The sequence below is a fragment of the Sphingomonas pollutisoli genome (assembly GCF_029167165.1).
Lineage (GTDB): Bacteria > Pseudomonadota > Alphaproteobacteria > Sphingomonadales > Sphingomonadaceae > Sphingomonas > Sphingomonas pollutisoli.
Map to the genome: position 1 here is coordinate 1 of NZ_JARFNJ010000025.1, position 25,356 is coordinate 25,356.

Consider the following 25,356-nt stretch of genomic DNA (forward strand, 5'->3'; position numbering starts at 1 on the left):
GCGGGGTGGAGCAGCCCGGTAGCTCGTCAGGCTCATAACCTGAAGGTCACAGGTTCAAATCCTGTCCCCGCAACCAACGTCAGTATAACTTCCTTGTTATACCAATCTAGCGACAACCCGACAGCCCGTCAGACCAAGTCTGGCGGATTGTCGCGTTTATGGGTACCCGCAATACTCCTAGCCTTGCGCTATTGGAGAGACGCTCGGCTAACGGAAATCGTGGCTGCGGATGCGCAGCGCCTCCTCCTCGTCTGACGCTATGCCGAACGGTGGATAGGCCAGCGTTCTATCTCGAGTCGGCCAATTCGGGTCGCGTGGATTCGGCCCACCGCCATTCTTCGCGCCATCGCCGCGCCCGGAAGGCACGCCCAACTCCATGCGGCCGATAGACCGCAGCATGTCGTCGTGATCGACGATGCGGTCGCAGATGATGTGAATGACCTCGCCCTCCTTCTGCAACCGGCCGCGCATCGCGATCATCGACGCGGACATCACCTGACGCGGTAGATCTCGAACCGATCGGGCCAGAGGATGCCGTTGGCGATGCCGGTCTCGTCCTCGATCGTCACGAACAACACCCCTTGGCCGAACCAGGCCGCTGACGGACGAGGATGACCCCCTCGACGTTGCGCCCGTCGCGAATGGTGGCGAGATCGGCGCACCGGACGATCTTCATCGCTGCCAACTCGTCGCGCAGGAAGCTGACGGGATGCCCACGAAGCGATAGCTGGAGCGCGCGATAATCCTCAACTACCTCGCGCCCGTCGGTCATCGGCCGCAGCGCGACCGCTGGCTCCAGCCTCGGGACTGAACCGCGCCTCGCGCTCGTCGGCGGCCGTGAATAGCGGCAGCGGGGCGTCGCCCAAGCCCTTCACGACAAGGATCTGCCCTTTTTATCTCTGCAATGGGTAGGGCGCTGAAGTGCCGATCCTTATGATCAGGTCGCGCGTGAACAGGAACTGACCACGCGTGGCCGATTTTGGCGTAGAGGTTCCCGAACGTGCTACACGAAGCAATTGCTGCCTATTTGATGCAACAATGATCCCGTGGAACTCGAAACCTCTAACATTGGGGAATTGGAGGGAGCTTCGGTGAGAGCCGCAGAAATGCGTTATTGGGAGTATACACGTACAGCCAGTCTCGCATGACCACTTCTACCGTAGCGCCATTCCCTCAGTTCATTGCATCCGCCGACCACCGTGCCGGTATTGGCGGCGGTGAGACGAAAGGGATAGATCGGTCGCGTCATCTAGGGCAGTCCCGCGACGCTCGAGTCCTCTTTCGGTGGCACTGCCCAACTAGCCATTGCCTGACTGACCTAAACGCGAACTTCCGGGGGGAGGGGCGGCTCGCACCGCGTCGGTGCAACGCCGTCCTCGACCCAGCCTCTCTCGGCCACGACCGTGCGGAAGCCTTCTCAGGCGTGCACGTCGAAACGATCGAGATTTGTCACCTTGGTCCAGGCGGCGACGAAGTCGTTGACCAACTTCTCCTTCGCATCCGAGGCCGCGTAAACCTCAGCCAAAGCGCGCAGTACCGAGTTCGAGCCGAAAACGAGGTCGACGCGCGTGCCGATCCACCTAAGTTCACCAGTCTTGCGGTCACGGCCCTCGAACAGATCCTTGGCCTCGGCATCTGCCTTCCACTGCGTACCCATGTTCAGCAGGTTGACGAAGAAATCGTTGGTCAACACTCCGGGCCGGTCGGTGAAGACGCCGTGCGGGGATCCACCGACATTGATGTTGATCGCGCGCAGACCGCCGATCAGCACGGTCAGCTCGGGAGCGGTGAGGGTGAGCAATTGCGCTTTGTCGATCAAGACCACTTCGGCGGGCGCGGTAAGTCCGGCCTTGTGGTAATTGCGAAAGCCGTCCGCTGCAGGTTCAAGCACATCGAAGGTCGCGACATCCGTCTGCGCCTGAGAGGCGTCCGTGCGGCCAGGCGTAAACGGCACCGTTACCTCGTGGCCGGCGGCCTTCGCCGCCTGCTCGACGCCGGCATTGCCAGCCAGCACGATCAGGTCGGCCAGCGAGACTTTTTTGCCAGCGATGGCGCCTTGATTGAACTCGAGCTGGATACGCTCCAGCGCCTTGAGCACCTTGGCCAGCTGCTCGGGCTGGTTGACCTCCCAGTCCTTCTGCGGCGCAAGGCGGACACGCGCGCCGTTGGCACCGCCGCGCTTGTCGCCGCCGCGGAAGGTCGCCGCCGAGGCCCAGGCGGCGCCAACCAGTTCGGATACGGTCAGTTCCGCTTCCAACACCTTGGCCTTGAGTACAGCGGCGTCTGCTGCGTCGATCAACGGATGATCGATGGGGGGCACCGGATCCTGCCAGATCAGCTCTTCCTTGGGTACTTCCGGACCCAGATAGCGCGAGCGGGGACCCAGATCACGATGGGTCAGCTTGAACCAGGCGCGCGCGAACGCTTCGGCGAAAGCTTGAGGGTTCTCCAGGAAGCGGCGCGAGATCTTCTCGTAGACCGGGTCGAAGCGCAGCGACAGGTCGGTGGTCAGCATGGTGGGCTTGCGCTTCTTCAACGGATCGTGGGGGTCCGGGATGATGGCCTCGGCGTCCCTGGCCTCCCACTGGATGAGGCCGGCGGGGCTGCGGGTCTGCACCCATTCGAACTTGAACAGGTTCTCGAAGAAGTGGTTGCTCCACTGCGCCGGCGTTTGCGTCCAGATAACCTCAAGGCCGCCACCGATGGCGTCGCCGGCGCTCCCGGTGCCGTAATCGCTGATCCAGCCCAAGCCCTGTGCTTCCAGGCCAGCGGCTTCCGGTTCCGGCCCCTTGTGAGACTCGGGCGCGGCGCCGTGGGTCTTGCCGAAGGTGTGGCCGCCACCGATCAGTGCGACGGTTTCCTCGTCGTTCATCGCCATGCGGGCGAAGGTCTCACGGATGAATCCGGCGGCGGACACCGGATCGCCGTTGGAATTGGGACCTTCTGGATTGACATATATCAGGCCCATCTCGGTGGCGCTGAGGGGATTGTCGAAATTCTCAAGCGGGCGGTGAGCCAGCCAAGTGGTCTCCGACCCCCAATTCACGTCCAGATCGGGCTCCCAGGTGTCTTCGCGGCCGGCGGCGAAACCGAACGTGCGGAAGCCCATGGTCTCCAGCGCCACGTTGCCGGTGAGAATCAGCAGATCGGCCCAGGAGATCTTCTGTCCATATTTCTCTTTGATGGGCCACAGCAGGCGGCGCGACTTGTCGATGTTCACATTGTCCGGCCAGCTATCGAGCGGAGCGAAACGCTGCTGGCCGCGACCGCCACCGCCGCGACCGTCGCTCAGGCGGTACGTGCCAGCCGAGTGCCAGGACATGCGGACGAACTGCGGACCGTAGTGGCCGAAGTCGGCCGGCCACCAGTCCTGCGACTCGGTCATCAGCTTGCGCAGATCATTCTTCAGAGCGTCGTAGTCGAGCTTCGCAAATTCCTCACGGTAGTTGAACGTCTGGCCCAGCGGATCTGATTTGGACGAGTGTTGGTTCAGCAGATCAACGCGCAACTGGTTAGGCCACCAACCGCTATTCTGGCTGCCACCGCCAGCGAAAGGCCTGGAGGCATTGCTCGAAAACGGACATGTGGTTTCAGTTGTCATGGTTTTCATTCCTTTGCTGGCTGGAGGAATCGCAAGCGTGGCAAATGCCGCGAAAGATGATGCTGGCTTCGACAATGCGCATGCCGTGCGTATCGCTGGGCTCGATGCAGGGGGCATGGCCGACGACACAATCAATGTCTTCGATGCGCCCGCATTGAACGCATTGGATGTGGTGGTGATTGTCTTCGATGCGCGTTTCGTACCGTGCGCTGGCGGAATCCGGCAGGCTGATACGACGGATCAGGCCCTGCCTTGAAAGGTCCTGAACGATCAGGTGGATGGCTTGAACGGAGATTGTCGGGAGGGAGGGACGCACAGCCTGGTAGATCGCCTCTGCGTCGCTGTGCGGATGATGATGCAGAAAACCCAGAACCGCTACGCGCTGCGCGGTGGCGCGCAGCCCTTTGGCTCTCAAGGTATGAAGCCAGTCATGCGTACAAAAATGGTTGGCAGGCGGCGAAGGCATGCGGACACTATGCCCCTTATCTTGAATAACTCAATACAGTGAATCACTTTCCAATTTGGTTCGAACCTACGGGTGAGGGATGTCCGTGGCGCGCCACCCAACTTCATCCAGCCGGTGCTGCAAACCGAGAGAGCAACGGCACTCGGCAAACCGCCCGGATGGCCTGCCACGTCCGAATAAAGATATATCTAGATCGATCTTGAAAAGGCGGGTGCAAGATATATCTTAGATGCCATGAAACGAAATGAAAGGACCATGATGTTTGGTGGCAAAGATATGGGTCGCGGTGGACGGCGCGGTTTTGCGGAGCGCTTCGGTGCTGGAGGAGGTCGTCCATTCGGACGAGGCGATGAACGCTCGATGGAAAGAGGTCGCTTCGGCGGCGGACGCGGAGGCAGTGGGCGCCGGATATTCGATAGCGGTGAACTACGGCTGGTGCTGCTCGGGCTGATCGCTGACAAAGCGCGACATGGCTACGACCTGATCCGTGCGATCGAGGAGAGAACCGGCGGCGCTTATGCACCGAGTCCGGGCGTCGTATACCCGACCCTGACTCTGCTCACCGATATGGGGCTGATCAAGGAACTGCAAGCCGAGGGTACACGCAAGCTTTTCGAAATCACCGACGACGGCAGGACTCACCTTGCCGAACGCGCGAACGAGGTCGAGTTGCTGTTCGCGAGGCTCGACGCAATTGGCGCAATACGTGAGCGGACGGATGCCGTGCCGATCCGCCGCGCGGTCCACAATCTGCGCAATGTTCTCGACTATCGGCTTGGTGCAGGTCTCGATGATGATCGTTTGCACGAGACTGTCGCGCTGATCGACGAGGTGGCGCGCAAGATCGAGCGGCTTTGACATGCATCGGCTGGCTCTCATTCGCCACCGGCTCGGGATCGCGACCTCCAATCGAGCTCGCCAGGAAGGAATCCCTTTGATACCTCATCAGGTCAAGCGCCTCCGGCACGAAACTCGCCGCCGGAGATTAACAGTGGAGAGTATAGAACGACTTACGCCGCGTATGCTGCGGATCGGCTTTATCTCGCCGGACTTGCATGACTTCGTCAGTGCTTCGGCCGATGATCACATCAAGCTGTTCTTTCCGGAGAACAACGCTGCGGAAGGTGGCCAGCCCTGTATGCGCGATTTCACGCCGCGCAGTTTCGACACCGTCCATGGCCGCATCGTCATCGACTTCGCCTTGCATGACGCAGGCCCTGCGACCCAATGGGCCGCGGCGGCCAGGATTGGTGATACGCTCGAAATAGGTGGACCACGTGGCTCCGCGATTATTCCGGACGACTTTGACTGGTATCTGATGATCGGTGATGAAACCGCGCTGCCAGCAATCGGACGCCGCGTTGAGGAACTGCGTTCCCAGGTTCCGGTTGTCACGATGGCGGTTGTAGCAAGCACACAGGAGACGCAGTCCTTCGAGACGCAGGCTGCCTGGACACCGATCTGGACGGTTCGGGACGGGACGGCCGACGATGCCGTATTGCTACGGGCGGTGCTCAAGGATTGGGAGCCGCCTGCAGGTGAGGGATTTGTCTGGATCGCTGCGGAGTCCAGCGTTGCCCGCGCGATCCGTAGCTACATCGTGGACGAACGCGGCCACCCGCGCGAATGGACCAAGGCGGCCGGCTATTGGACACGCGGACTGGCGGATGCCCACGAGCGGATTGGGGACTGAGACCTCCATCTCGCATGATTGGTGCGGCCTGGGATTTCTCCCGCTACCGGCCGTCGGCGCATGAGCCGACGGCAGAGTTATCTTCATACCCTTCAGGAATTGGCCATGGATGAAAAGATACTGGCGGTACTCGATATATACCATCAGCGGATCAGGGCGGAGCGAGGAATGCCGCCGGCTGGCGACAGGGACACCCGGCTCCTCGCCGTTGGGCCGGACACCGGTCAATTGATCAATATTCTTGCGCGGAGCCTCAAGGCGCCGACCATCCTGGAGCTTGGCACATCCTACGGCTATTCCGGCATCTGGCTCGCTGCGGCTGCGCGGGCGACCGGCGGTCGCCTGATCACGATGGAGTTGCAGGATTACAAGTCGGCTTATGCCCAGGACATGGCGGCGAAAGCAGGGCTTGCCGACTTTATCGACTTCAGAGTCGGCGATGCCGTCAAGATGATTACCGAACTGACCGTCGGCATTGATTTCGTGCTCGTCGACCTCTGGAAAGACCTTTACGTCCCATGCCTGGAAGCCTTCTTCCCCAAGCTCAATCCAGGAGCGATCATCGTCGCTGATAACATGGTGCGGCCTGGGGGCGATGGCGTGAAGCAATATGCGCGGGCTGTTCGCGCGAAACCGGGTATCACAAGCGTGCTGCTGCCCGTGGGGACCGGTATCGAGGTCAGCCGCCTTGATTTCCTCGCGCCGCGTCAGAACCCTTAATACGACAATATCCGAAGAAGCAGCGTCGAGCGCCTCGACTGTCCAGCGTGTTGAGCCACGCGAACGCGCTGCTCCGCCAGACCGAGTCAATCCGCTAATCCCCGCGGCTTTGAATACTTCTGCCGATCACTGTTACAAATATCATTGATTGGATCACTGAAATCCTGGGTGGCAAGTATCTTGGAAAGGGTTCGTTGATCGAAATAAAGGAAGAGCCAAGATGACCTTGTCCATCCGAAAACGTAGTGCGGTGCTGCTGGCTATGAGCAGCTTGGCTCCTGTCGGCGCGCTCCAGGCACAATCGCAGTCACCCGAACCTACGCAGGTCGTTACACGGATGAGCACCGTGGCCGCGCCCGCGACGACCGGTCAGCCGCCGATGCTCGACCAGGTCGGGACCGCCGGTTCCAGCTCCGGTGCCGCTGCGGGCGCGATTCCTCAAATGACGCGCGACAACGGCGCGCCCATCGGTTCCAACCGCAATTCGCTGGCCGCCGGCGATATCGGACCAGTGCTTCTGGAAGATACGACGCTCATCGAAAAGCTCGCCCGTTTCGATCGTGAACGTGTGCCCGAGCGCGTCGTCCATGCCCGTGGCACCGGCGCGCTCGGCACGTTCCGCGCCACCGCGGATCTGTCGGACATCACCACCGCATCGCTGTTCGCGACACCGGGCAAGGAAACGCCGGTCTTCGTCCGCTTCTCGACCGTCATCCACCCATCGGGATCGCCGGAGGGGCTGCGCGATCCGCACGGCTTCGCGGTAAAGTTCTACACCGACCAGGGCAATTGGGATCTGGTCGGCAACAACACGCCGATATTCTTCATTCGCGACGCGATCCAGTTCCCGGACATGATCCATTCGCTCAAGCCATCGCCCGTCACGAACAAGCAGGATCCCAACCGCTTCTTCGAATTCTTCTCCGGCACACCGGAGGCGACGAACATGCTGGTGCATGTCTGGTCGAATCTGGGAACGCCCGCCTCCTACCGCATGATGGACGGCAACGGTGTTCATGCCTTCAAGCTGGTCAACAAGGATGGCCAGGTCATCTATGCGAAATTCCGCTGGATCAGCCATCAGGGCGTCAAGAACCTGAATGGCGAAGCTGCGGGCAAGGCGCCATTCAACTATCTGACCGATGACCTCTATGGCGAAATATCCAGAGGCAATTATCCGGTCTGGGACCTCATGGTGCAGACGATGACGGCGGACGAACTCGGCAAGCTGTCCTACAACCCCTTCGATGACACCAAGGAATGGCTCGACACGCCCTTCCGCAAGATCGGTGAGATGACGCTGAACCAGGTTCCGGAGAATTTCTTCCGCTGGACCGAGCAGTCCGCTTTTGCCCCGGCCAATCTGGTGCCGGGCATCGAGCCTTCCCCCGACCGCATGCTCCAGGGACGACTGTTTTCCTATTCGGACACGCAACGCTATCGTGTCGGGGCCAATGTCATGGATCTGCCGGTAAACAAGCCGCGCGTGACCGTGGTCAACAATTATCAGGATGGTCAGTTGGATCATGCAACCGGCCGGGTCGATGTGAACTATTTTCCCTCGGTGACGTCGAGGAAGGCGCTGAATCCCGCTTTCGCGCCCACGCCCTACAAGATCGATGCGATCGTTCAGACCACGCCGATCTCGAAGACCGAGCCGTTCGATCAGGCGGGCGTGTTCTACCGGGCGCTCAAGCCGGCGGACAAGGCGGACCTGGTCAAGAACCTCGCTGGGGATCTCGGCGCCGTCAGCTCGATGCGTACCAAAGTCATCATGGTCAGCTATTTTACTCAGGCCGACAGGGATTTGGGCACGCGCCTCGCCAGGGCGATCGATGTGCCCATGCCCGAGGTTGAGAAGGCCATCGCCGACTATGCCGCATCGCTCGACGCTCGCTACGAGGGGAAATGATGATGATCGGTTTGCTGATGGGGGCCGCGCTCGCCGCGGCCCCGGCGCCCGCTCAGGCTGAACTTCCTCCACCTGAGCGGCGGCAGGAATTGTTGTTCGAGGCCGCGAAGCTTGGCCGCATCGATCTTATTCCCGTGCTCGTGCAACATGGTGCTGACGTCAACGCCTATGAAGCGCGTGGCTTCACTCCGTTGATCCTGGCTGCCTATAATGGGCAGACGGCGGCTGTCGATGCGCTGATGCAGGCAGGCGCCGACCCCTGCAAACCCGACGCCAGCCAGGGTAACACCGCGCAGATGGGCGTCGCGTTCAAAGGCGACGACGCTATCGCGGCGCGGTTGCTCAAGGAAAAGTGCGACGTCAATGCCCGCAACAGAGCTGGACAGACGGCATTGATGATGGCGGCCCTCTTCGGCCGCACCAAACAGGTCGAGATGCTCCTGGCCGCCGGGGCGGATGCGTCGATCGCCGATACCAACGGGCGGACCGCGGTGGCGATTGCCGCAGTGCAGGGAAATGACGACGTCGCCAGGATGCTGGGATCGAAGTAGCGCTATCGGTCTCGCCCCTGCGCGGATGGGTTTGAGATCGCAGCCTGCAGGCGTGGAGGCTCTGCGAACGCACGACGGATCATCTGCCATTCCGGGTTGCATCGTCTGCCGCCGTGCCGGTATTGGCGACAGCGAGGCGCGAGGGAGGGGCTGGTTACGGCATCTCGGGCACACCGCGCCGTCCACATCCTCTTTCGGCGGCACGCCACAGCCCAACTTGTCCTTGTCCGACTGGCCAACGCTCTGACGTTCGGGTGCGGGCGGTGCGCACCGCTTCGGGGCAACGCCCGCCTTGCCGGTCTATTTCAGGATTACCTGTGGGTCGACTGTGTTTTGGACATGACCCTGCGCAATCAACCTTGAACGCTTCGAGAAAAAATCGGCGTCCACAGCTGGGTGAAGGACCGCCTCAATCTATTCGTGAATATCGAAATCGCGACTTCACGGATTCAACCACAGGCGGATGATGCCGGCGGCCAAGCCAAGCATCAGGACACTTGCTGCCCAGATGCCCGCCATCCACGCCAACCGCTTCCAGAGGGGTGAGCGCGCTTTTGACCGAGCTTACCGACACCATCGTCGGCAGGACGCGAGCGCCGAGTTGAAGTTCGAGCGAATTGCGCAGTGCCATCAGCCCGCGATAGCCGCCGAAGCCACCGGGCGAGGCGCTGCCGAGCGCGAAGACAGGGGCGCCGAACGCCGCTGCCATACCGCCGTGATCGCTCACTCGGGAAACCCAGGCGAGAAGGTTGATCAGAAGCGGCGAGGCGCTGGCATTATATTCGGGACTTGCGATGAAGATGCCCTGATGGCTGCGGAACTGCTCGTGCAACGCGAGCGCTGCGGAAGGAACGCCCGCGCGGTTCTCCAGATCAGCGTCATAGATCGGCAGCGCATAGTCGCCCGGCTCGAGCCGCGTGACGTTTGCGCCGGCTTCCTCAAGGCGCCGGCCGACAAGATCGGCGAGCTGGCGGTTGAAGGAGCCGGTGCGTAGCGAGGCCGCAAGAACCAGAATATGTGTAGCCGGCATATCGATCTCCGTTATGAACCAATCGGTCCGAAATTGTTAAAAACTCTATGCGCGGCTTTATTCGTCGAGATTGGACAGGAGCAGTTCCAGCGCAACCTTCAGCCGTGACTGAGGGGCACCGGCCCGAACCATCACCTGCAAGCCGGGGAAGACCACGACGAAAAGCCGCGCCAGCATGCGGGCATCCGTCCCGCTCCTGACCGATCCCTCCCCCTGGCCGCGCTCGATCGTTTGAGCGAAAGCGTCTTCGATCAGCTGGAAATCGGTCGCGACCCGATGGCGGACCAGCGGATCATGGGGCGCCATCTCAACCGCCTGGTTGGTGCTCATGCAGCCATTCGAAAACTCGACCGCACTGGCGTCGGCGATGATCTTGCCAAAGAAGGTCTCGATCGCCTGCCGCGCCGGCCCTGCGTTGAGGATGGCCTCCATCTCACGCGCCCGATCGGCCCGATAGACATCATAGGCAGCGAGGAAAAATTCCCGCTTGTCGCCGAAGGTGGCATAAAGGCTGCTCTTGCTCAGGCCGGTCGCGGTCATCAGGTCCGCGAGACTCGTCGCCTCGTATCCCTTGTTCCAAAATACCCGCATCGCCTTGTTCAGCGCATCGGCGGTTACGAATTCCTGCGGACGGGCCATGCCGCGCTCCTTGCCAATCAGATCCAACGATCTGCTATCTCTAAATAGGGGTTCTGAACCGATAGGTCCATAACTATTTTTACGCTGCCGGATCGCGAGGCCGAGGCGCGCATTCGGCCGAACCGCTTGTCCAGGAAACGAGCGCCATTCGGTCGCGCAGGCCGGTTGCTCCTTCATCCTGGACTCCGATAAGCGAATCGCCGATTGCGTCGTTCGATCGAACGAACTACGCCAAGGCATGGCAGACGCAACGCCCGATTCGTCCGATCAACTCATCCTGAGCGCGCTCGATCTGTTCGGCCGGCATGGCTTCGAAGGCACGAGCACCCGGCTGATCGCCAAAGCTGCGGGCAAGCCGATGTCCCTGATCACCTATCATTTCGGCGGCAAGAACGAGCTTTATGTCGCGGTCGCCCGCTACATCGCCGCGCGCATGGCCGATCTCATGGCTCCGACGCTGGCCGCCATGCGAACGGCGGACGACGGCGGGCCTGCGAATGCACGGTCCCAGATCCACACGATCTTCTCCGCCATGCTCACCATCATGCTAGGGTCCCAAAGCGCATCCTGGGCGCGCTTCATCGTGCGCGAGCAGATGGAACCGACCCCGGCCTTCGACGAACTCTACAATGGCCCGATGGGGCCGCTGCTGCGGCATCTGACCGGACTGGTCCAGCGTGTCGCTTCCTATCCGATCGAGGAAGGCGAGGCGCGGCTGCGGGCGGTGGCGATGTTCGGCCAGGTCCTCGTCTTTCGCGTCGCCCGGGCCGCCGTGCTGCGCTCCACCGGCTGGAGCGACATCGGCAGTACGCAGGTCGAACAGGTACGTGCGGTGGTGCTCGCCCAGATCGACGCGATCCTTGACAGCATGGAGCGGAAGGACAAGCCATGACCCGTAGACGTCTGTTCCTCCTGCTGGGCCTTGCGATCGCCGCGCTGGCCGTCCTGCTGCTTGCCACGAGTGGCTTTGGCCTGTGGGCGAAGCGGGACAGGGGGCTGACCCTCTACGGCAATGTCGACATACGGCAGGTCGATCTCGGCTTCCGCGTGGCGGGGCGGATCGCCGCGATGCCGATCGAGGAAGGTGCGCATGTGAAAGCGGGAACGCGCCTTGCCATGCTCGATACGCGCCCGTTCGACGATCGGCACGCCTCGGCGGTGGCGCAGGTCGATCTGGCGGCCGCCGATCTCGACAAGAGGCGGAACGGGAACCGTGCCCAGGACATCGCCCAGGCGCAGGCCATGCTCGCCCAGCAGCAGGCCAATCTCGCCAAGGCCAGGGAGGATTATGAGCGCCGCAAGCCGCTGATCGCAACCGGCGCGATCTCGCAGGCACTGTTCGACCAGACCACCGCCGCCTTGCGTGCGGCGCAGGCACAGGTGGATGCGGCGACACAGGCGCTTTCGCTGCAGCGCGCCGGATCGCGGCGCGAGGACATCGCCGCCGGCGTCGCCCAGCTCGAAAGTGCCCATGCGCAGCGCGCCACCGCGCTCACCGACCTGGCCGACACCGCGCTTGTGGCACCGGCCGACGGCACCATCCTCACCCGAGCGCGCGAGCCCGGCGCGATCGTGCAGGCCGGGGAGACGGTATTCACCCTGACGATCGACCGGCCGGTGCGCGTGCGGGCCTATGTCGGGGAGGCCGATCTCGGCCGCGTGGCTCCGGGCATGAAGGTAACGGTGACGACCGATGGCAATGCCAAGGTCTATCATGGCGCGATCGGTTATATCTCACCGGCTGCCGAGTTCACGCCCAAGACGGTGGAGACGACGAGCCTGCGCAGCGATCTCGTCTACCGGCTGCGGATCATCGTCGCCGACCCGGACGAGCGTCTGCGCCAGGGCCAGCCGGTAACGGTCGGCGTGCCCGACGCCCCTCCGGCGTCGAAGCGCTGACCGCCGATGGCCACGCTTGCCGCGACCCATGATCTCGTAAAGCGGTTCGGCAAGGGCGATCCGGCGCTCGACGGCGTGTCCATCGGGATCGAGCCGGGGCGGATCACCGGGCTGGTCGGGCCTGACGGCGCGGGCAAGACCACGCTCATCCGCCTGCTTGCCGGGCTGCTCGCGGCGGATGGCGGTCGCATCGATGTGCTCGGCGGCCCGCCCGGTGCGGCAATGGACGAGATCGGCTACATGCCGCAGCGCTTCGGCCTCTACGAGGATCTGAGCGTGAGCGAGAATCTCGACCTCTACGCCGATCTGCGCGGACTGCCGCGGGACGAGCGAGAAGAGACATTCGGCCGCCTGCTCGATTTTACCGACCTGCGCCGCTTCCAGCAGCGGCCGGCCGGCAAGCTTTCGGGTGGCATGAAGCAGAAGCTGGGCCTCGCCTGCGCACTGATCCGCACACCGCGCCTCCTCCTGCTCGATGAGCCCAGCGTCGGCGTCGATCCCGTGTCGCGTCGCGAACTGTGGGCGATGATGAAGGAGCTGGCCGGCCCAGGCCATGGCGGCGGGATCGCTGTACTCTGGTCCACTGCCTATCTCGACGAGGCGGAGCGGTGCGACACCGTTCATCTGCTCGATCGCGGCAAGCTGCTCTTCTCGGGGCCTCCATCCCAGCTCACCGGGCGGATCGCGCATCGCAGCTTCCGTCTGGTCGATTTCGCCGGCGAGCGGCGCCCGTTGCTCGAGCGCGTGCTCGACCGCGACGATGTTGCGGATGCCACCATCCAGGGCAAGGCGATCCGGCTGCTGGTCGCGCGCAACGCCGAACCGCCGCCGGTCACGGCGATGGCGGCGGGCGACGCGGCGCGGCTGGAGCCTGTCCCGCCGCGCTTCGAGGACGGCTTCGTCGACATACTGGGCGGTGGCCCCAAGGGCACCAGCAGGCTGGCCCAGGCCTATCGCGAGATCCCCCGTCACGATGCCCCCGCTATCGAGGCGGACGGTCTCACCCGGCGCTTCGGCGATTTCACCGCCGCTGAAGATATACGCTTCACCATCGGGCGCGGGGAGATTTTCGGCCTGCTGGGGCCGAACGGCGCCGGCAAGTCCACCACCTTCAAGATGCTGTGCGGTCTGCTGAAGCCGAGCGCCGGCACCGGATCGGTCGCCGGCTTCGATCTGCGGCGCTCGGCGGCGCAGGCGCGCGGCGCGCTCGGCTACATGGCGCAGAAATTCTCGCTCTACGGCGATCTCAGCGTGCGGCAGAATCTTGATTTCTTCGCCGGCGTCTACGGGCTCGACCGAGCTGGGGCCCGGACGGCGATCGAACGGGCGGTCGACATATTCGATCTCGGCCGGTTCCTCGGCACCAATGCCGGCATCTTGCCGCTGGGTTACAAGCAGCGCCTCGCCCTGGCCTGCGCGGTGATGCACGAACCGCCGGTGCTGTTCCTCGACGAGCCGACCTCGGGCGTCGATCCGATCACCCGGCGCGAATTCTGGACCCACATCAACGGTCTGGTCGGCAAGGGCGTGACCGTCCTTGTCACCACCCACTTCATGGACGAGGCCGAATATTGCGATCGCGTCGCGCTCATCTACCGCGGGCGCGAGATCGCGACCGGCTCCCCGGACGAACTCAAAGCCCGCGCCGCGACCGAGGACGGGCTGGACGATCCGACGATGGAGGATGCCTTCATCGCCCTCATCGAAGCCTCCGACCGTGCCCGCGAAGGCGATCGGAAGGAGGCTGCCTGATGCCCGCCATCGATCCTGGCCGTCTGGGCGCGATGCTCCGCAAGGAGGTCAAGCAGATCGTCCGCGATCCTTCGACCATCCTGATCGCGCTGGTCCTGCCGCTGATCCTGATATTCTTGTTCGGCTATGCCGTCTCGCTCGACACGGCGCGCACGCGGGTGGGCATAGCGCTGGAGGATAGCAGCGCGCCGGCGATGGGGTTGGCCCAGGCCTATCAGCGCTCGCGCTGGTTCGACGTGACGATGGCGCGCAGCGTCGCGCCGCTCAAGCCGCTGCTGGTGTCGGACGCGATCCGCGCGATCATCGTCATACCCGCCGATTTCGGGCGGCAGCAGGCGCGTGGCGGCGGTGCTCCGATCCAGATCATCACCGATGGATCGCTGCCCCAGACCGCGAGCTTCGTAGGCGCCTATGCGGAAGGCGTGCGTGCAAGCTGGGCAGGGGACGAAGCCAGCCTCGGCAACGTGCGCTCCGGCGCGGCGATCGATCTCGCGCCGCGTTACTGGTTCAATCCCGAGCTCAAAAGCCGCTATTTCCTCGTGCCCGGCGCGATCGCGATCGTGATGACGATGGTAGGCACGCTGCTCACCGCCCTCGTCGTCGCGCGCGAATGGGAGCGCGGCACGATGGAGGCAATCATGGCGACACCCGTCAGCATGATCGAGTTCCTCGCCAGCAAGCTCATTCCCTACTTCGTGCTCGCGCTCGGATCGATGACGCTGTGCACGCTGATCGCCGTGTTCGTGTTCGGCGTGCCGTTCCGCGGATCGCCCTTTGCGCTGCTCCTCATCGCCACGGCTTTCCTGTTGCCGGCCCTGGGGCAGGGGCTACTCATCTCGGCGGCGACGAAGAACCAGTTCGTCGCCAGCCAGATCGCGCTGCTTTCCGCCTTCCTGCCGTCCTTTCTGTTATCGGGGTTCCTGTTCGAGATCAGCTCGATGCCGAGGCCTATCCAGGCGATCACCTGGATCGTGCCGGCGCGCTACCTGATCCCATCGCTCCAGACCGTGTTCGTCGTGGGCGATCTGTGGGGACTGTTCCTGCAGGACATCGCCGCGATGCTCTGCTTCGGCGCACTGTTCTTCTCGCTCACCTACCGCATGACCCGCAAGAGGATCGACTGACATGGCCGGAGCGATGGGGCGCCTGCGCGCGATGATCGTGAAGGAGTTCTGGGCGATCCTGCGCGATCCGCGCGCACGCACCGTGCTGTTCCTGCCGCCGCTGGTCCAGCTTTTCGTATTCAGCTTCGCATCGACGCTCGAGGTCAAGAATTTCGACGTCGGCCTGCTCGACCGCAGCGGCGGTCGCGCGGCGATCGAGCTCGCCTCGCAGCTCGCCGGCAGCCCCAATGTACACAGCATCGTGCCGCTGCATTCGATGCAGGAGCTGCGCGCGGCGATCAACGATCGCAAAGTGATTGCCGCGATCGTCCTCCAGCCCGATTTCGACATGACGATCGCGCGCGGCGGAACGGCAACCGCCGGCGTGATCCTCGACGGACGCCGCTCGAACGCCGCGCAGATCGTGGCAGGCTATCTCCAGCGGATCGCCACCGCCACCGGGACCGTATTGCGGCCGGATATCCCATCCCCGCCGGCCCGGAGCGTCGTGACCAACTGGTTCAATCCCAATCTCGATTATCTGTGGTTCACCCTGCCGGGCCTGATCGTCACCATCGGCGCGGTCAGCGGCATATCGGTGACGGCGCAATCGGTGGCGCGTGAGCGCGAGTTGGGCACTTTCGATCAACTCATGGTCTCGCCGCTGCGGGTGCCCGAGATACTGGTGGGCAAGATGGTGCCGCCCGTGGTCGTTGGCCTGGTCAACGGTTCGATCTACCTTCTCGTCGGGCACCTGCTGCTGGGCGTGCCCTTCACCGGCTCGGTGCTGCTGTTCTACCTATCCCTGTTCATGTTCCTGTGCGCGCTGACCGGCGTCGGCATGTTCGTTTCTGCGGCTTCGGCAACGCAGCAGCAGGCTTTTCTCGGCGCTTTCCTGGTGGTCGTGCCACTTATCCTGCTCTCCGGCTATGCCAGCCCGGTCGACAACACACCGGGCTGGCTGCAGATCGTCAGCCTCGCCAATCCGGCACGGTGGTTCCTCGAGATCGACGAGGGGCTGTTCCTGAAAGCCATGCCGGCCGGCGACGTATTCGCCCGCATCCTTCCCCTCATGCTCATCGCGGCGGTGACGCTGGGCCTCGGCGCCTGGTTGTTCCGTGCCCGCATGGAGTAGACTCGCATGTCCCGCGCCTCACTGATCGTCCTGCTGTTCCTCGCCGGCTGCACCGTCGGTCCGACTTACCGCCATCCGCCGGAAGTGGCGGCCGCGCCGGCATGGATCGCACAGGGCTCCGCAGCGCCGGTCGATGCGACATGGTGGGCGAGTTTCGGGGATACTCAGCTGACGGCACTCATCACCGCAGCCGACGCTGGCAGTCTCGACGTCCGCACCGCGCGGGCGCGGCTCGCCGAGGCCCGGGCGGATCGCGATGCCACCGCTGGCGCAAGGCTGCCCCAGATCGATGCCACCGGATCGGCGACGCGGAACCGGGTGAGCGAGAATGGCCAGATTCCGATCAGCCGTATTCCCGGCTTTTCGCGCGATTTCACCCTTTTCGATGCCGGCTTCGATGCAAGCTGGGAGATCGATTTGTGGGGCCGGGTCCGCCGATCGGTGGAGGGCGCGCAAGCCCGTCTCGATGCGGCCGACGCCGATGCCCGCGCGACGCTGCTCAGCCTCCATGCCGAGGTCGCCCGCACCTATGTCGACCTGCGTGCGGCGCAGGCGCGGCTGGCCAGCGTCAGCGCCGATGCCGATGCCCAGACTCAGATTGCCGCCCTCACGAAGCAGCGCTTCGATGCCGGCGAAGCGTCACGCTTCGATTATGAGCGCGCCGAGGGCCAGGCCCGTGCAACGGCCGCCCAGGTTCCATCGATCCAGGCGGATATCCGCGCCGATGTCTATCGCCTGGCGTTGCTCGCCGGGAAAGCGCCCGAGGCGTTCGATCCCCGGCTGCTCGATCCTGCCTCGATCCCGCGCGCGCCCGACATGATCGCGATGGGATTGCGCTCCGATCTGCTGCGGCGGCGCCCCGACATTGTCGCCGCCGAGCGCCGGTTGGCCGCGGCCACCGCCGATATCGGCGTGGCGACGGCAGACCTCTTTCCGCGCGTCTCGCTGCTCGGCGGGATCGGGCAGCAGGCGCAGACCGGCGGCAACCTGTTCGACGCCAGCAGCACCCGCTTCCAGATCGGCCCCAGCCTGCAATGGCCGATTTTCGATGCGGGCCGCATCCGTGCGCAGATCCGGGGCGCCGACGCGCGGGCGGAGCAGGCGGCCGTGGCTTACGAAGCGGCGGTTCTGGGGGCGCTGAACGACAGCGAAACCGCTGCCAATCGCTTCGTACAAGCAGGCAGGGCCATGGCCCTGAGCACCGCCGCCCGTGATGCGCAGCGCTCGGCACGCGATCTCGCCCGGCAGCGCTACCGCGCCGGTGAGGCCGATCTGATCGAACTGCTCGATGCGGAATCGGCTTACGCTGCCGCCGATCGGGCGGCTACCGATTCCGAGGCAGCCTACGCCGATCAGGCAGTCGCGCTCTACAAGGCGCTGGGGGGCGGGGCCTGATGCTGCTTTCGCGTCAGTGCCTCCGGGACCAGCAGGTCCGGTCGCCCGCGATAGTGCAATATGGTCCGCGACGCTGGTGCTTACCGATCAGCTGGCCTTGAGGCGCTCTCGCAGAAACTCGATAAATCGCTGGGCCTTCGCCGGCAAAAGGCGCGTCTCGGAAATGGCATAGACAGGGATAGGCGCGCCCTCCCATTGCGGCATCACACGCCGGAGTTGGCCATCGGCCAGTTCGTCGGCCACGATCTCCTCCGGGATGATCGCTATGCCCATGTCGAGCGTCGCCAGCCGGCGGATCATGCCCACATTGTTGATGTCGAACCGGTTGCCCACGGCAACCTTGATCCGGTGCGTTCCATTGTGCAATGTCCACCTGTCGGCCCCCGGCATGCACAGACAATCGTGGCCGGCCAGCGCGGCCGGGTCACCGGGTTCGCCATTGCGAGCCAGATAGCGCGCAGAAGCATAAAGATAGGGGCGCAATCGGGCGAGTGGCCGCGCGATCATGTGCGAGGACTCGGGCTCGCCGATGCGGATCGCCAGATCGAATGGCTCTGACACCAGGTCGACCCGGCGAGGGGCGAGATCTAGATCGAAGCTGATGTCCGGGTAGCGCCGTGCGAATTCCGCGATCAAGGGTGCCAGATAAGTGATGGCGTAATCCACAGGCAAGGAAATGCGGAGTTGACCGCTCGGCTGCTCCAGCATGTCACCGAGTTGCTCATGCGCCAGCCGAGCTTCGTCAACAATCCGCCGGCATCGTTCGAAATAGATCTGGCCTGCTTCGGTCGGTTCGAGCTTGCGTGTCGTGCGGTGCAGCAGGCGCAGTCCGATCGCTTTTTCAAGCAGGCCGATCCTGCGGGACAGCGTTGAATTGGGCATGCGCATGACCTTGGCAGCGCCCCGGAAACTCCGCGCTTTCACCACCTCGACGAACAGGGCCATGTCGTTCAGAAATTCCACTGCATTGCTCCATAAATGGATCAATCAATTCCGATTTAGCTCCTGTGGATCGGCGTGCAAAAGGGACCCCCTTAGCGGGGTGATCGGCGTCCAAAAGGGACCCCTCATTTCGATGGTTTAGACAGCGGCCTGGGTATTCTCAGGCGGCGAGATCGGGATGTTGGTGGTGGAGACGGTGGTACGGATTCGGCGTGAGTACGCCGGCGGCAAGCCCATCAAGGAGATCGCACGGGACCTGCGGCTATCGCGCAAGGTGATCCGCAAGGCGATCCGGGCGCCCGAAGGCGCGTTCGACTATCATCGTTCGGTGCAGCCGCTGCCGCGGATCGGACCATTCCAGGAGCGGCTCGATACGCTGCTGGCCGAGAACGAGACGCGGTCGCGTCGTGACCGGCTGCGGATGACGCGCATCCATGATCTGTTGCTGCGCGAAGGCTTCGAGGGATCGTACGATGCGGTCCGGCGCTACGCCACGCGCTGGGCCGAGGCGCGGCGCAAGGATCCCGGGGCCGGCGTCGCGGCGTTCATCCCGCTGCTGTTCAGGCAGGGCGAAGCGTACCAGTTCGACTGGAGCCACGAAGACGTGGAGATTGCGGGCAAGCCTATGCGCGTGAAGGTCGCGCATGTGCGGCTGTGCGCGTCGCGGGCGGTGTACGTTCGAGCGTACCCGCGCGAGACGCAGGAGATGGTGTTCGACGCGCATGCGCGCGGCTTTGGCTTCTTCGGAGGGGTGCCGCTGCGCGGCATCTACGACAACATGAAGACCGCGGTGACGACCGTGTTCGTCGGCAAGGAGCGCGTGTTCAACCGTCGCTTTCTGGTGATGGCGGACCATTATATGGTCGAGCCGACCGCGTGCTCGCCGGCGGCCGGCTGGGAGAAGGGCCAGGTCGAGCATCAGGTGCAGACGATCCGGGGTCGCTTCTTCAAGCCCCGGCTTCGGTTCACCAGCCTGGAGGAGCTGAACGGCTGGCTGGAAGCCGAGTGCCTGCGCTGGGCGGCGATGCAGGCGCACCCCGAGCACAAGGAGATGACGGTCGCGCAGGCGCTGGAGCTGGAGCGGCCCGCGCTCCAGCCGATGCTCTCCGCGTTCGACGGCTTCCATGAGACGCAACATGCGGTGACCGGGACCTGCCTGATCAGCTTCGATCGGAACCGCTACTCGGTTGCCGCCAAGGCGGTGCGTCGTGCGGTCCAGGTCCGGGCCTATGCTGACCGGATCGTCGTGCGGATGGGCGACGAGATCATCGCCGATCACTCCCGGTTCTTCGGCCGCGACCGAACGATCTACGACCCCTGGCATTATCTGCCGGTGCTGGTGAACAAGCCTGGCGCGCTGAGGAACGGGGCGCCGTTCCAGGGCTGGGATCTGCCGCCCGCGCTCGCTCGGTTGCGGCGCAAGCTCGGCAGCGACGACGATGCCGATCGACGGTTCGTCCGCGTTCTTGCAGCCGTCCTCAGCGATGGCCTGGATGCCGTCGAGGGCGCCGTTCGCGAAGCGCTCGACGCCGGTGCGGTCAGCGACGAGGTCGTGCTCAACATCCTGTCGCGTCGGCGAGAGCCGCCCCGACCCGCATCCATCGTCACGCCCGAGGATCTGGCGCTGATGCACCCGCCGGTCGCCAACTGCGCCCGTTACGACAGCCTGCGAGGTCTCGATGCAGCGGCATGAGATGATCGACGCTATGCGCGGGCTTGGGCTCAAGGGCATGGCGGGTGCGTTCGACGAGGCGGTCACCACCGGCGTCCAGCGCAAGCGCACCGCAATGGAGATCCTGAGCGATCTGCTTCGCGCCGAAGGCGCCCATCGCCATGCAGCCTCGATCCGCTACCGCATGACGGCTGCCAGGCTGCCGGTCGTGAAGGACCTCGACACCTTCGTGTTCGAGAACACCCCGATCAACGAAGGGCTGGTGCGCTCGCTTCACGCAGGCTCGTTCCTGCCGGGGCGCCGCAACGTCGTGCTGGTCGGGGGCACGGGCACCGGCAAGACCCACCTCGCCAGCGCGATCGCCGCCAGCGTCATCCGTGCCGGTGCCCGCGGTCGCTACTTCAACACCGTCGATCTGGTGACGCAGCTCGAGGAGGAGACCCGGATCGGCAAGGCCGGCGCGCTCGCCGCCCAGCTGCGCCGCCATGAACTCGTGGTGCTCGACGAGCTCGGCTATCTGCCGTTCGCCCGCTCGGGTGGCCAGTTGCTGTTCCACCTGATCAGCAAGCTCTACGAGCAGACGTCGGTGATCATCACCACCAACCTGACGTTCGGCGAATGGCCCAGCGTGTTCGGCGACCCCAAGATGACGACCGCGCTGCTCGATCGCATCACCCACCACTGCGACATCGTCGAGACCGGCAACGACAGCTGGCGCTTCAAGAACCGCAGCTGACGCCAGACAAAGGATCGGTTCGCGCTGCTTGCGCCTCCGGTCGGGCTACGCCCTCCCTACGCCGCAAGCAGCGCGAATGGCGCGTCCATCATCGACGCCCACCAGCGCCATTGGGGGGTCCCTTTTGGACGCCGATCGGGGGTCCCGGTTCGACGCCTATTTACATAGCTCCTTTATATCGCCAATGCGAATGCATATTTCCATCCGATCCAAATGGAGGAATCCCCGCATGAGCCTGCTGTTCACGCCCGTCCGTATCGGTCGCCTCGAACTGCCCAACCGCTTGGTCATGGCTCCGATGACGCGGTCTCGCGCCGATGACGAGACCGGCGTGCCCACCGATCTTGTGCCGACCTATTATGCCCAGCGCGCAGGCGCCGGCTTGATCATCAGCGAGGGCGTCTATCCCAGCGCGATGGGGAAGGGCTATGTGTCCACGCCCGGCATCGAAACCGAGGCCCAGATCGCCGCGTGGAAGCGCGTAGCGGACGCGGTGCATGACCGCGGCGGCCGGATATTCATGCAGCTCATGCATACCGGGCGCATCTCCCATCCTTCGCTGCTGCCCGGCAATGCGCAGCCGGTTGCACCTTCGGCGATCCGTCCCGCTGGCCAGACCTGGACGGCCGCGGGCCAGCAGGACTTTGTCACGCCCCGCGAACTGAGCGTGGCCGAAATCGGCGATATTGTCGCAGCCTACGGCGCGAGCACCCGGCGGGCGCTGGACGCCGGCTTCGATGGCGTCGAGCTTCATGGTGCATCGGGCTATCTTCCCGAACAATTCCTGTCGTCCGGCAGCAACACCCGCGAGGATGCCTATGGCGGCTCGGTCGAGAAGCGGGCGCGGTTCGTCCTCGAAGTGCTCGGAGCGATGGTGGCAGAGGCGGGCGCGGACAGGGTGGGAATCAAAATCTCCCCGGAGATGAACTTCAACGATGTATCCGACGCGACGCCGCAGCAAACCTATACCCATCTGGTCGAGCAGATCGATGGGCTGGGTCTTGCCTACCTCCACGTTGCGCTTTTCGGAACGCCGGTGGATTATCACGCATTGCTGAAGCCGCTGTTCAGCGGCTCCTATCTGTTGGGCGGCGGCCTCGATTACGCGAAGGCAGAGGCGGCGTTGGAAAGCGGGCGCGCCGACGCGACCGTGTTCGGCTCCGCCTTCCTCGCCAATCCCGACTTGCCCGTCCGTTTCCAACAGAATGCCGCTCTGAACACGCCGGACCATGCGACTTTCTATTCCGGAGGCGAGCAGGGCTATATCGACTATCCCGCTCTCGGCGACGCCTAGCGTGCCTGACGAATGGGAAAGTGCTGTCGCGGCGCGGCGTGTCGCCCCGTCCGCGACGTGCGATTTCGCAATATCCATCGCGGGGCGCGTGATCGCTCGCAATGGTTGCGACCTCGTTCGTCGCGGGCTGTGGGTGGCCGCTGCCGGTCCGGGAATCCCAAAAATGCCAGGATCAAGGTCGGGCGGCAGTCGAAGCGCGCTCATCATCTTCCCCGCCCCCAAGGGGATATCAGGGTTTGACCGTGGGTTGGCTCGTGCTTTTGGTCATCCCAGCGAGGGGGTGACCTTTGCAAGGCCGGCACGGCAATGACTGCAACGATCCCGCAACCGCTATCCGGTGCTCAATCGTTGCAGCCATTGCTGTCGCTCGTCTCGGCAGATTTGGCGGATGCCGAGGCTGTGATGTCACGAATGACAAGCAGTTCGGTCTCACTTATTCCGGAGCTGGCCGGCTATCTGATTTCCAATGGGGGGAAACGGATAAGAATGGCGCTGTCACTCGGCTGCGCAAAATTGATGAACTATCGCGGTCGCCGCCACCTGTCGCTCGCTGCGGCAATAGAGTTTATCCATACCGCCACATTATTGCACGACGATGTGGTGGACCACTCCGATTTGAGACGGAACAAGCCCGCAGCGCACACGATATGGGGTAATGAAGCGGCCATCGCCGTCGGCGATTTTCTATTGAGCCGTGCCTTTGAAATGCTGGTCGAGGATGGCTCGATCGAGATCCTTCAAACCGTGTCCCGAGCCTCCGGGGTCATCAGCACGGGGGAGGTGGTTCAACTCGCTGCGCAGCGGCAGATACGGACTTCGGAGGCCGAATATTTTGAAATCATAGGCGCAAAAACCGCCGCACTCTTTGAAGCATCCTGCGCGGTAATCGGCTTTCTACCGGGAGGGAGTGAAGCGATTGCTGCCGATCTGGGACGTTTTGGTCAGGCTATCGGTATCGCATTCCAATTGACAGACGATGCGCTCGACTATGCCTCAACCGCGACGCGCATGGGCAAGAACCCGGGCGATGATTTCCGCGAGGGGAAGGTGACACTGCCAGTCATTCTGGCATTCGCCCGCGGATCCCGCGCTGACCGCCTGTTCTGGGAAGAGGCGATGCAGGGATTGAAGGCGAGCGACGCTGATCTGGCTCATGCGCTCCATCTCCTGACGGAGACGGATGCCATTCAGGATACGCTTGAACGGGCCAATCGTTACATTGAGGACGCCAAAGAGATATTGTCCTATTTTGGCGATGGTGCAGCAAAGGAGGCGCTCATCAGTGCTGCCGACTTTGCCGTCTCAAGAGGCAATTGAATATATGTATCGGCGATATGCCATCGCGTAGCGCGGCCTTGGCAAGGAAGAAGCTGTGATCAATCAGGCATCGGTGGACTCGCCGCCTACAAGCGAGATCGCGGACCGGCATTTAGGTTCGCTGTACCCCAGCACTGCGCCAGGCCGCGGTATATGAAACTGGCAGTCCCTCGCATGTGAGCGGGTGGCTGCTATTCCTCCGTCCTGCGCGCGTTCGCGCCTGGCAATGCGCCACCGCGGGCGCCTTGATCCAGGCAAGGCAAGATTGCCGTAGCGATTACCCCGGACAAATCATTAAAGACACTGCGCACTTGCTCGTCGAGCTCGGTCGGCGCGAGTGAACCAGGGTTCGACATTGCGGCATGCAGATCCCGCAGAATCGGGTTGACGACGTGCTCGATCAGGAACTGAGCGACCGCAGGCACCCTGTCATATTCCGCAACAAGCAGCCGCAGACCCAGGGCCACGTCCTTCCTGCGGAAGATTTGGCACAATTCGGCTAGATACCACGTCAGCCGATCGTGGCTTTCATTCCCGACCTGGAATGCGTTGTCGATCTGTCGTTGCCACTCGACCGTCATTTCCGCCGCGACGCATATGAACAGCGAGTCCTTTGAAGGGAAGTGTTTCCAGAGCGTTTCCTTGGATCCCCCGACCTCGATCGCAATCGCCGAGAGAGATGTGCCGGCGACGCCCTTGGCCAGAAAATACCGACGCGCTACCGCGATAACCCGCTCACGCGACGGTTTTTGTCGCAGGCCGTCTGCGGTTCGCTTGCTCGTTGCGGAACCCACCTTGCGCATGGATCACCGAAAGATTCGCTGTGCGGCGGACACCAGCAAGGCGACGATCGCGACGATCGCGATCATCCAGAAATATTCAACGCCCGCGAGCATGATGGCCTGTTGAGCAACCTGCTGGGCTTGTTGGGCCATCGCCATCTGTGCGGCCGTGCTGGCGTCAACGGAGGCGGATAACGCTGCCGTCATGCCATTGTGGGAGGCTGCAAAGACCGGATCGCTGAAGTTCAGGCGGATCCCCAGATGATCATACTGGACCGTGGTGCGCCACTGCAGGAACACCGTGGCGAAGCTGACGCCGAAGGCTGTCGAAAGCTGCGCCGCCATGTTCTTCACCTGCTGAGCATGCGTATGAAGTTCATCGTCGCGGCCAACATCCCGGAAAGTCTGCATGGCGGTGGTTGCCAGGACCAGCATGATGAAGCAGCCGTGACATAGCAGAGCCGGCAGCACATCGGTCCACATCGCCGCCTGCGGTGTAAGCGATGAGAGAATCCAGCCGAACAGGGCGAGCGCCGCGAAGCCCAGCACGAAAAATTTCCGCGGTGCCGGGAATTTCGGGAGGATCGGTGACATGATGAGCCAGGTCGCCAGCGATGCGAGCAGACCCAGGGACTGGAACAGGTGCGGATTCCGGGGTGATCGCGCGCACCATTCCGATTTGATGGCGCGCAGCATTCCGAGGTGATCGCGCGCAGC

At 63.4% G+C, this 25,356-nt stretch carries 22 protein-coding genes and 1 pseudogene; 15 read left to right on the plus strand and 8 right to left on the minus strand.

The genetic code is table 11. From position 1 onward, the window contains the following. Nucleotides 1-207: 207 nt before the first annotated feature. The 3 genes and pseudogenes from PX554_RS25270 to PX554_RS25280 all read right to left on the minus strand — a co-directional run. Nucleotides 208-875: pseudogene (locus PX554_RS25270) on the minus strand (OB-fold nucleic acid binding domain-containing protein); the annotation flags it as partial. Between the two features lie 542 nt (nt 876-1,417). Continuing rightward, complete coding sequence (gene katG, locus PX554_RS25275) at nt 1,418-3,601, minus strand: catalase/peroxidase HPI (RefSeq protein WP_275504901.1); 2,184 nt, start codon at nt 3,599-3,601, stop codon at nt 1,418-1,420. Beyond that, nucleotides 3,591-4,067, minus strand: coding sequence for a Fur family transcriptional regulator (locus PX554_RS25280; protein WP_275504902.1), 477 nt, complete (start codon nt 4,065-4,067; stop codon nt 3,591-3,593). The genes katG and PX554_RS25280 overlap by 11 nt, the downstream gene beginning before the upstream one ends. A gap of 255 nt (nt 4,068-4,322) precedes the next feature. On the opposite strand from PX554_RS25280, the gene PX554_RS25285 reads away from it, so the two are divergent. The 5 genes from PX554_RS25285 to PX554_RS25305 all read left to right on the plus strand — a co-directional run bounded on the left by PX554_RS25285 (nt 4,323) and on the right by PX554_RS25305 (nt 8,943). Then, the gene (locus PX554_RS25285; RefSeq protein ID WP_420833484.1) at nt 4,323-4,925 is read left to right on the plus strand and encodes a PadR family transcriptional regulator; all 603 of its coding nucleotides are present in this window, start codon (nt 4,323-4,325) and stop codon (nt 4,923-4,925) included. 133 nt (nt 4,926-5,058) lie between these two features. After that, entirely contained in the window at nt 5,059-5,760 is a 702-nt protein-coding gene (locus PX554_RS25290) for a siderophore-interacting protein (protein WP_275504903.1), read from the plus strand. Between the two features lie 105 nt (nt 5,761-5,865). Continuing rightward, nucleotides 5,866-6,480 carry an O-methyltransferase gene (locus PX554_RS25295; RefSeq protein ID WP_275504904.1) on the plus strand — a complete coding sequence of 205 codons (615 nt, stop codon included), beginning with the start codon at nt 5,866-5,868 and terminating at the stop codon, nt 6,478-6,480. 220 nt (nt 6,481-6,700) lie between these two features. Next, the gene (locus PX554_RS25300; RefSeq protein WP_275504905.1) at nt 6,701-8,392 is read left to right on the plus strand and encodes a catalase; all 1,692 of its coding nucleotides are present in this window, start codon (nt 6,701-6,703) and stop codon (nt 8,390-8,392) included. Beyond that, nucleotides 8,389-8,943 carry an ankyrin repeat domain-containing protein gene (locus tag PX554_RS25305; RefSeq protein ID WP_275504906.1) on the plus strand — a complete coding sequence of 185 codons (555 nt, stop codon included), beginning with the start codon at nt 8,389-8,391 and terminating at the stop codon, nt 8,941-8,943. Before PX554_RS25300 ends, PX554_RS25305 begins: the two co-directional genes overlap by 4 nt. 409 nt (nt 8,944-9,352) lie before the next feature. Here PX554_RS25305 and PX554_RS25310 read toward each other — a convergent pair whose 3' ends face one another. Together PX554_RS25310 and PX554_RS25315 are read right to left on the minus strand one after the other, a co-directional pair. Beyond that, nucleotides 9,353-9,973 carry an NADPH-dependent FMN reductase gene (locus PX554_RS25310; protein ID WP_275504907.1) on the minus strand — a complete coding sequence of 207 codons (621 nt, stop codon included), beginning with the start codon at nt 9,971-9,973 and terminating at the stop codon, nt 9,353-9,355. A 57-nt stretch (nt 9,974-10,030) separates the two neighbouring features. Beyond that, the gene (locus PX554_RS25315) at nt 10,031-10,612 is read right to left on the minus strand and encodes a TetR/AcrR family transcriptional regulator (RefSeq protein WP_275504908.1); all 582 of its coding nucleotides are present in this window, start codon (nt 10,610-10,612) and stop codon (nt 10,031-10,033) included. A gap of 238 nt (nt 10,613-10,850) precedes the next feature. Here PX554_RS25315 and PX554_RS25320 point away from each other — a divergent pair, with 238 nt between their 5' ends. From PX554_RS25320 to PX554_RS25345, 6 genes are read left to right on the plus strand one after another with little or no spacing between them, the layout of a single operon-like run. Next, nucleotides 10,851-11,504, plus strand: coding sequence for a CerR family C-terminal domain-containing protein (locus tag PX554_RS25320; RefSeq protein ID WP_275504909.1), 654 nt, complete (start codon nt 10,851-10,853; stop codon nt 11,502-11,504). After that, nucleotides 11,501-12,511, plus strand: a complete 1,011-nt coding sequence (gene hlyD, locus PX554_RS25325) for a secretion protein HlyD (RefSeq protein ID WP_275504910.1) — start codon at nt 11,501-11,503, stop codon at nt 12,509-12,511. Before PX554_RS25320 ends, hlyD begins: the two co-directional genes overlap by 4 nt. A gap of 6 nt (nt 12,512-12,517) precedes the next feature. Beyond that, nucleotides 12,518-14,263, plus strand: a complete 1,746-nt coding sequence (locus PX554_RS25330) for an ATP-binding cassette domain-containing protein (protein WP_275504911.1) — start codon at nt 12,518-12,520, stop codon at nt 14,261-14,263. After that, on the plus strand, nt 14,263-15,387 hold the full coding sequence (locus tag PX554_RS25335; RefSeq protein ID WP_275504912.1) for an ABC transporter permease: 1,125 nt from the start codon (nt 14,263-14,265) through the stop codon (nt 15,385-15,387). Before PX554_RS25330 ends, PX554_RS25335 begins: the two co-directional genes overlap by 1 nt. Nucleotide 15,388: 1 nt before the next feature. Further along, the gene (locus PX554_RS25340) at nt 15,389-16,501 is read left to right on the plus strand and encodes an ABC transporter permease (RefSeq protein ID WP_275504913.1); all 1,113 of its coding nucleotides are present in this window, start codon (nt 15,389-15,391) and stop codon (nt 16,499-16,501) included. Between the two features lie 6 nt (nt 16,502-16,507). Beyond that, on the plus strand, nt 16,508-17,896 hold the full coding sequence (locus PX554_RS25345) for an efflux transporter outer membrane subunit (protein ID WP_275504914.1): 1,389 nt from the start codon (nt 16,508-16,510) through the stop codon (nt 17,894-17,896). An 87-nt stretch (nt 17,897-17,983) separates the two neighbouring features. On the opposite strand, the gene PX554_RS25350 is transcribed toward PX554_RS25345, so the two are convergent. Beyond that, nucleotides 17,984-18,859, minus strand: a complete 876-nt coding sequence (locus PX554_RS25350) for a LysR family transcriptional regulator (RefSeq protein WP_275504915.1) — start codon at nt 18,857-18,859, stop codon at nt 17,984-17,986. A gap of 157 nt (nt 18,860-19,016) precedes the next feature. On the opposite strand from PX554_RS25350, the gene istA reads away from it, so the two are divergent. The 4 genes from istA to PX554_RS25370 all read left to right on the plus strand — a co-directional run bounded on the left by istA (nt 19,017) and on the right by PX554_RS25370 (nt 23,857). Beyond that, nucleotides 19,017-20,531, plus strand: coding sequence for an IS21 family transposase (gene istA, locus PX554_RS25355; RefSeq protein WP_275504916.1), 1,515 nt, complete (start codon nt 19,017-19,019; stop codon nt 20,529-20,531). Further along, entirely contained in the window at nt 20,518-21,246 is a 729-nt protein-coding gene (gene istB / locus PX554_RS25360) for an IS21-like element helper ATPase IstB (protein ID WP_275504917.1), read from the plus strand. Before istA ends, istB begins: the two co-directional genes overlap by 14 nt. Nucleotides 21,247-21,370: 124 nt before the next feature. Further along, a complete protein-coding gene (locus PX554_RS25365; protein WP_275504918.1) occupies nt 21,371-22,540 on the plus strand; it encodes an alkene reductase in 1,170 nt (389 codons plus the stop codon). 306 nt (nt 22,541-22,846) lie between these two features. Continuing rightward, a complete protein-coding gene (locus tag PX554_RS25370; RefSeq protein WP_275504919.1) occupies nt 22,847-23,857 on the plus strand; it encodes a polyprenyl synthetase family protein in 1,011 nt (336 codons plus the stop codon). A 191-nt stretch (nt 23,858-24,048) separates the two neighbouring features. Here the strand turns inward: PX554_RS25370 and PX554_RS25375 are convergent, their stop codons facing one another. Both PX554_RS25375 and PX554_RS25380 read right to left on the minus strand, forming a co-directional pair. Continuing rightward, nucleotides 24,049-24,660, minus strand: a complete 612-nt coding sequence (locus PX554_RS25375; protein WP_275504920.1) for a TetR/AcrR family transcriptional regulator — start codon at nt 24,658-24,660, stop codon at nt 24,049-24,051. 3 nt (nt 24,661-24,663) lie between these two features. Then, the coding region (locus PX554_RS25380) for an MFS transporter (protein ID WP_275504921.1) at nt 24,664-25,356 on the minus strand (693 nt) is incomplete at its 5' end.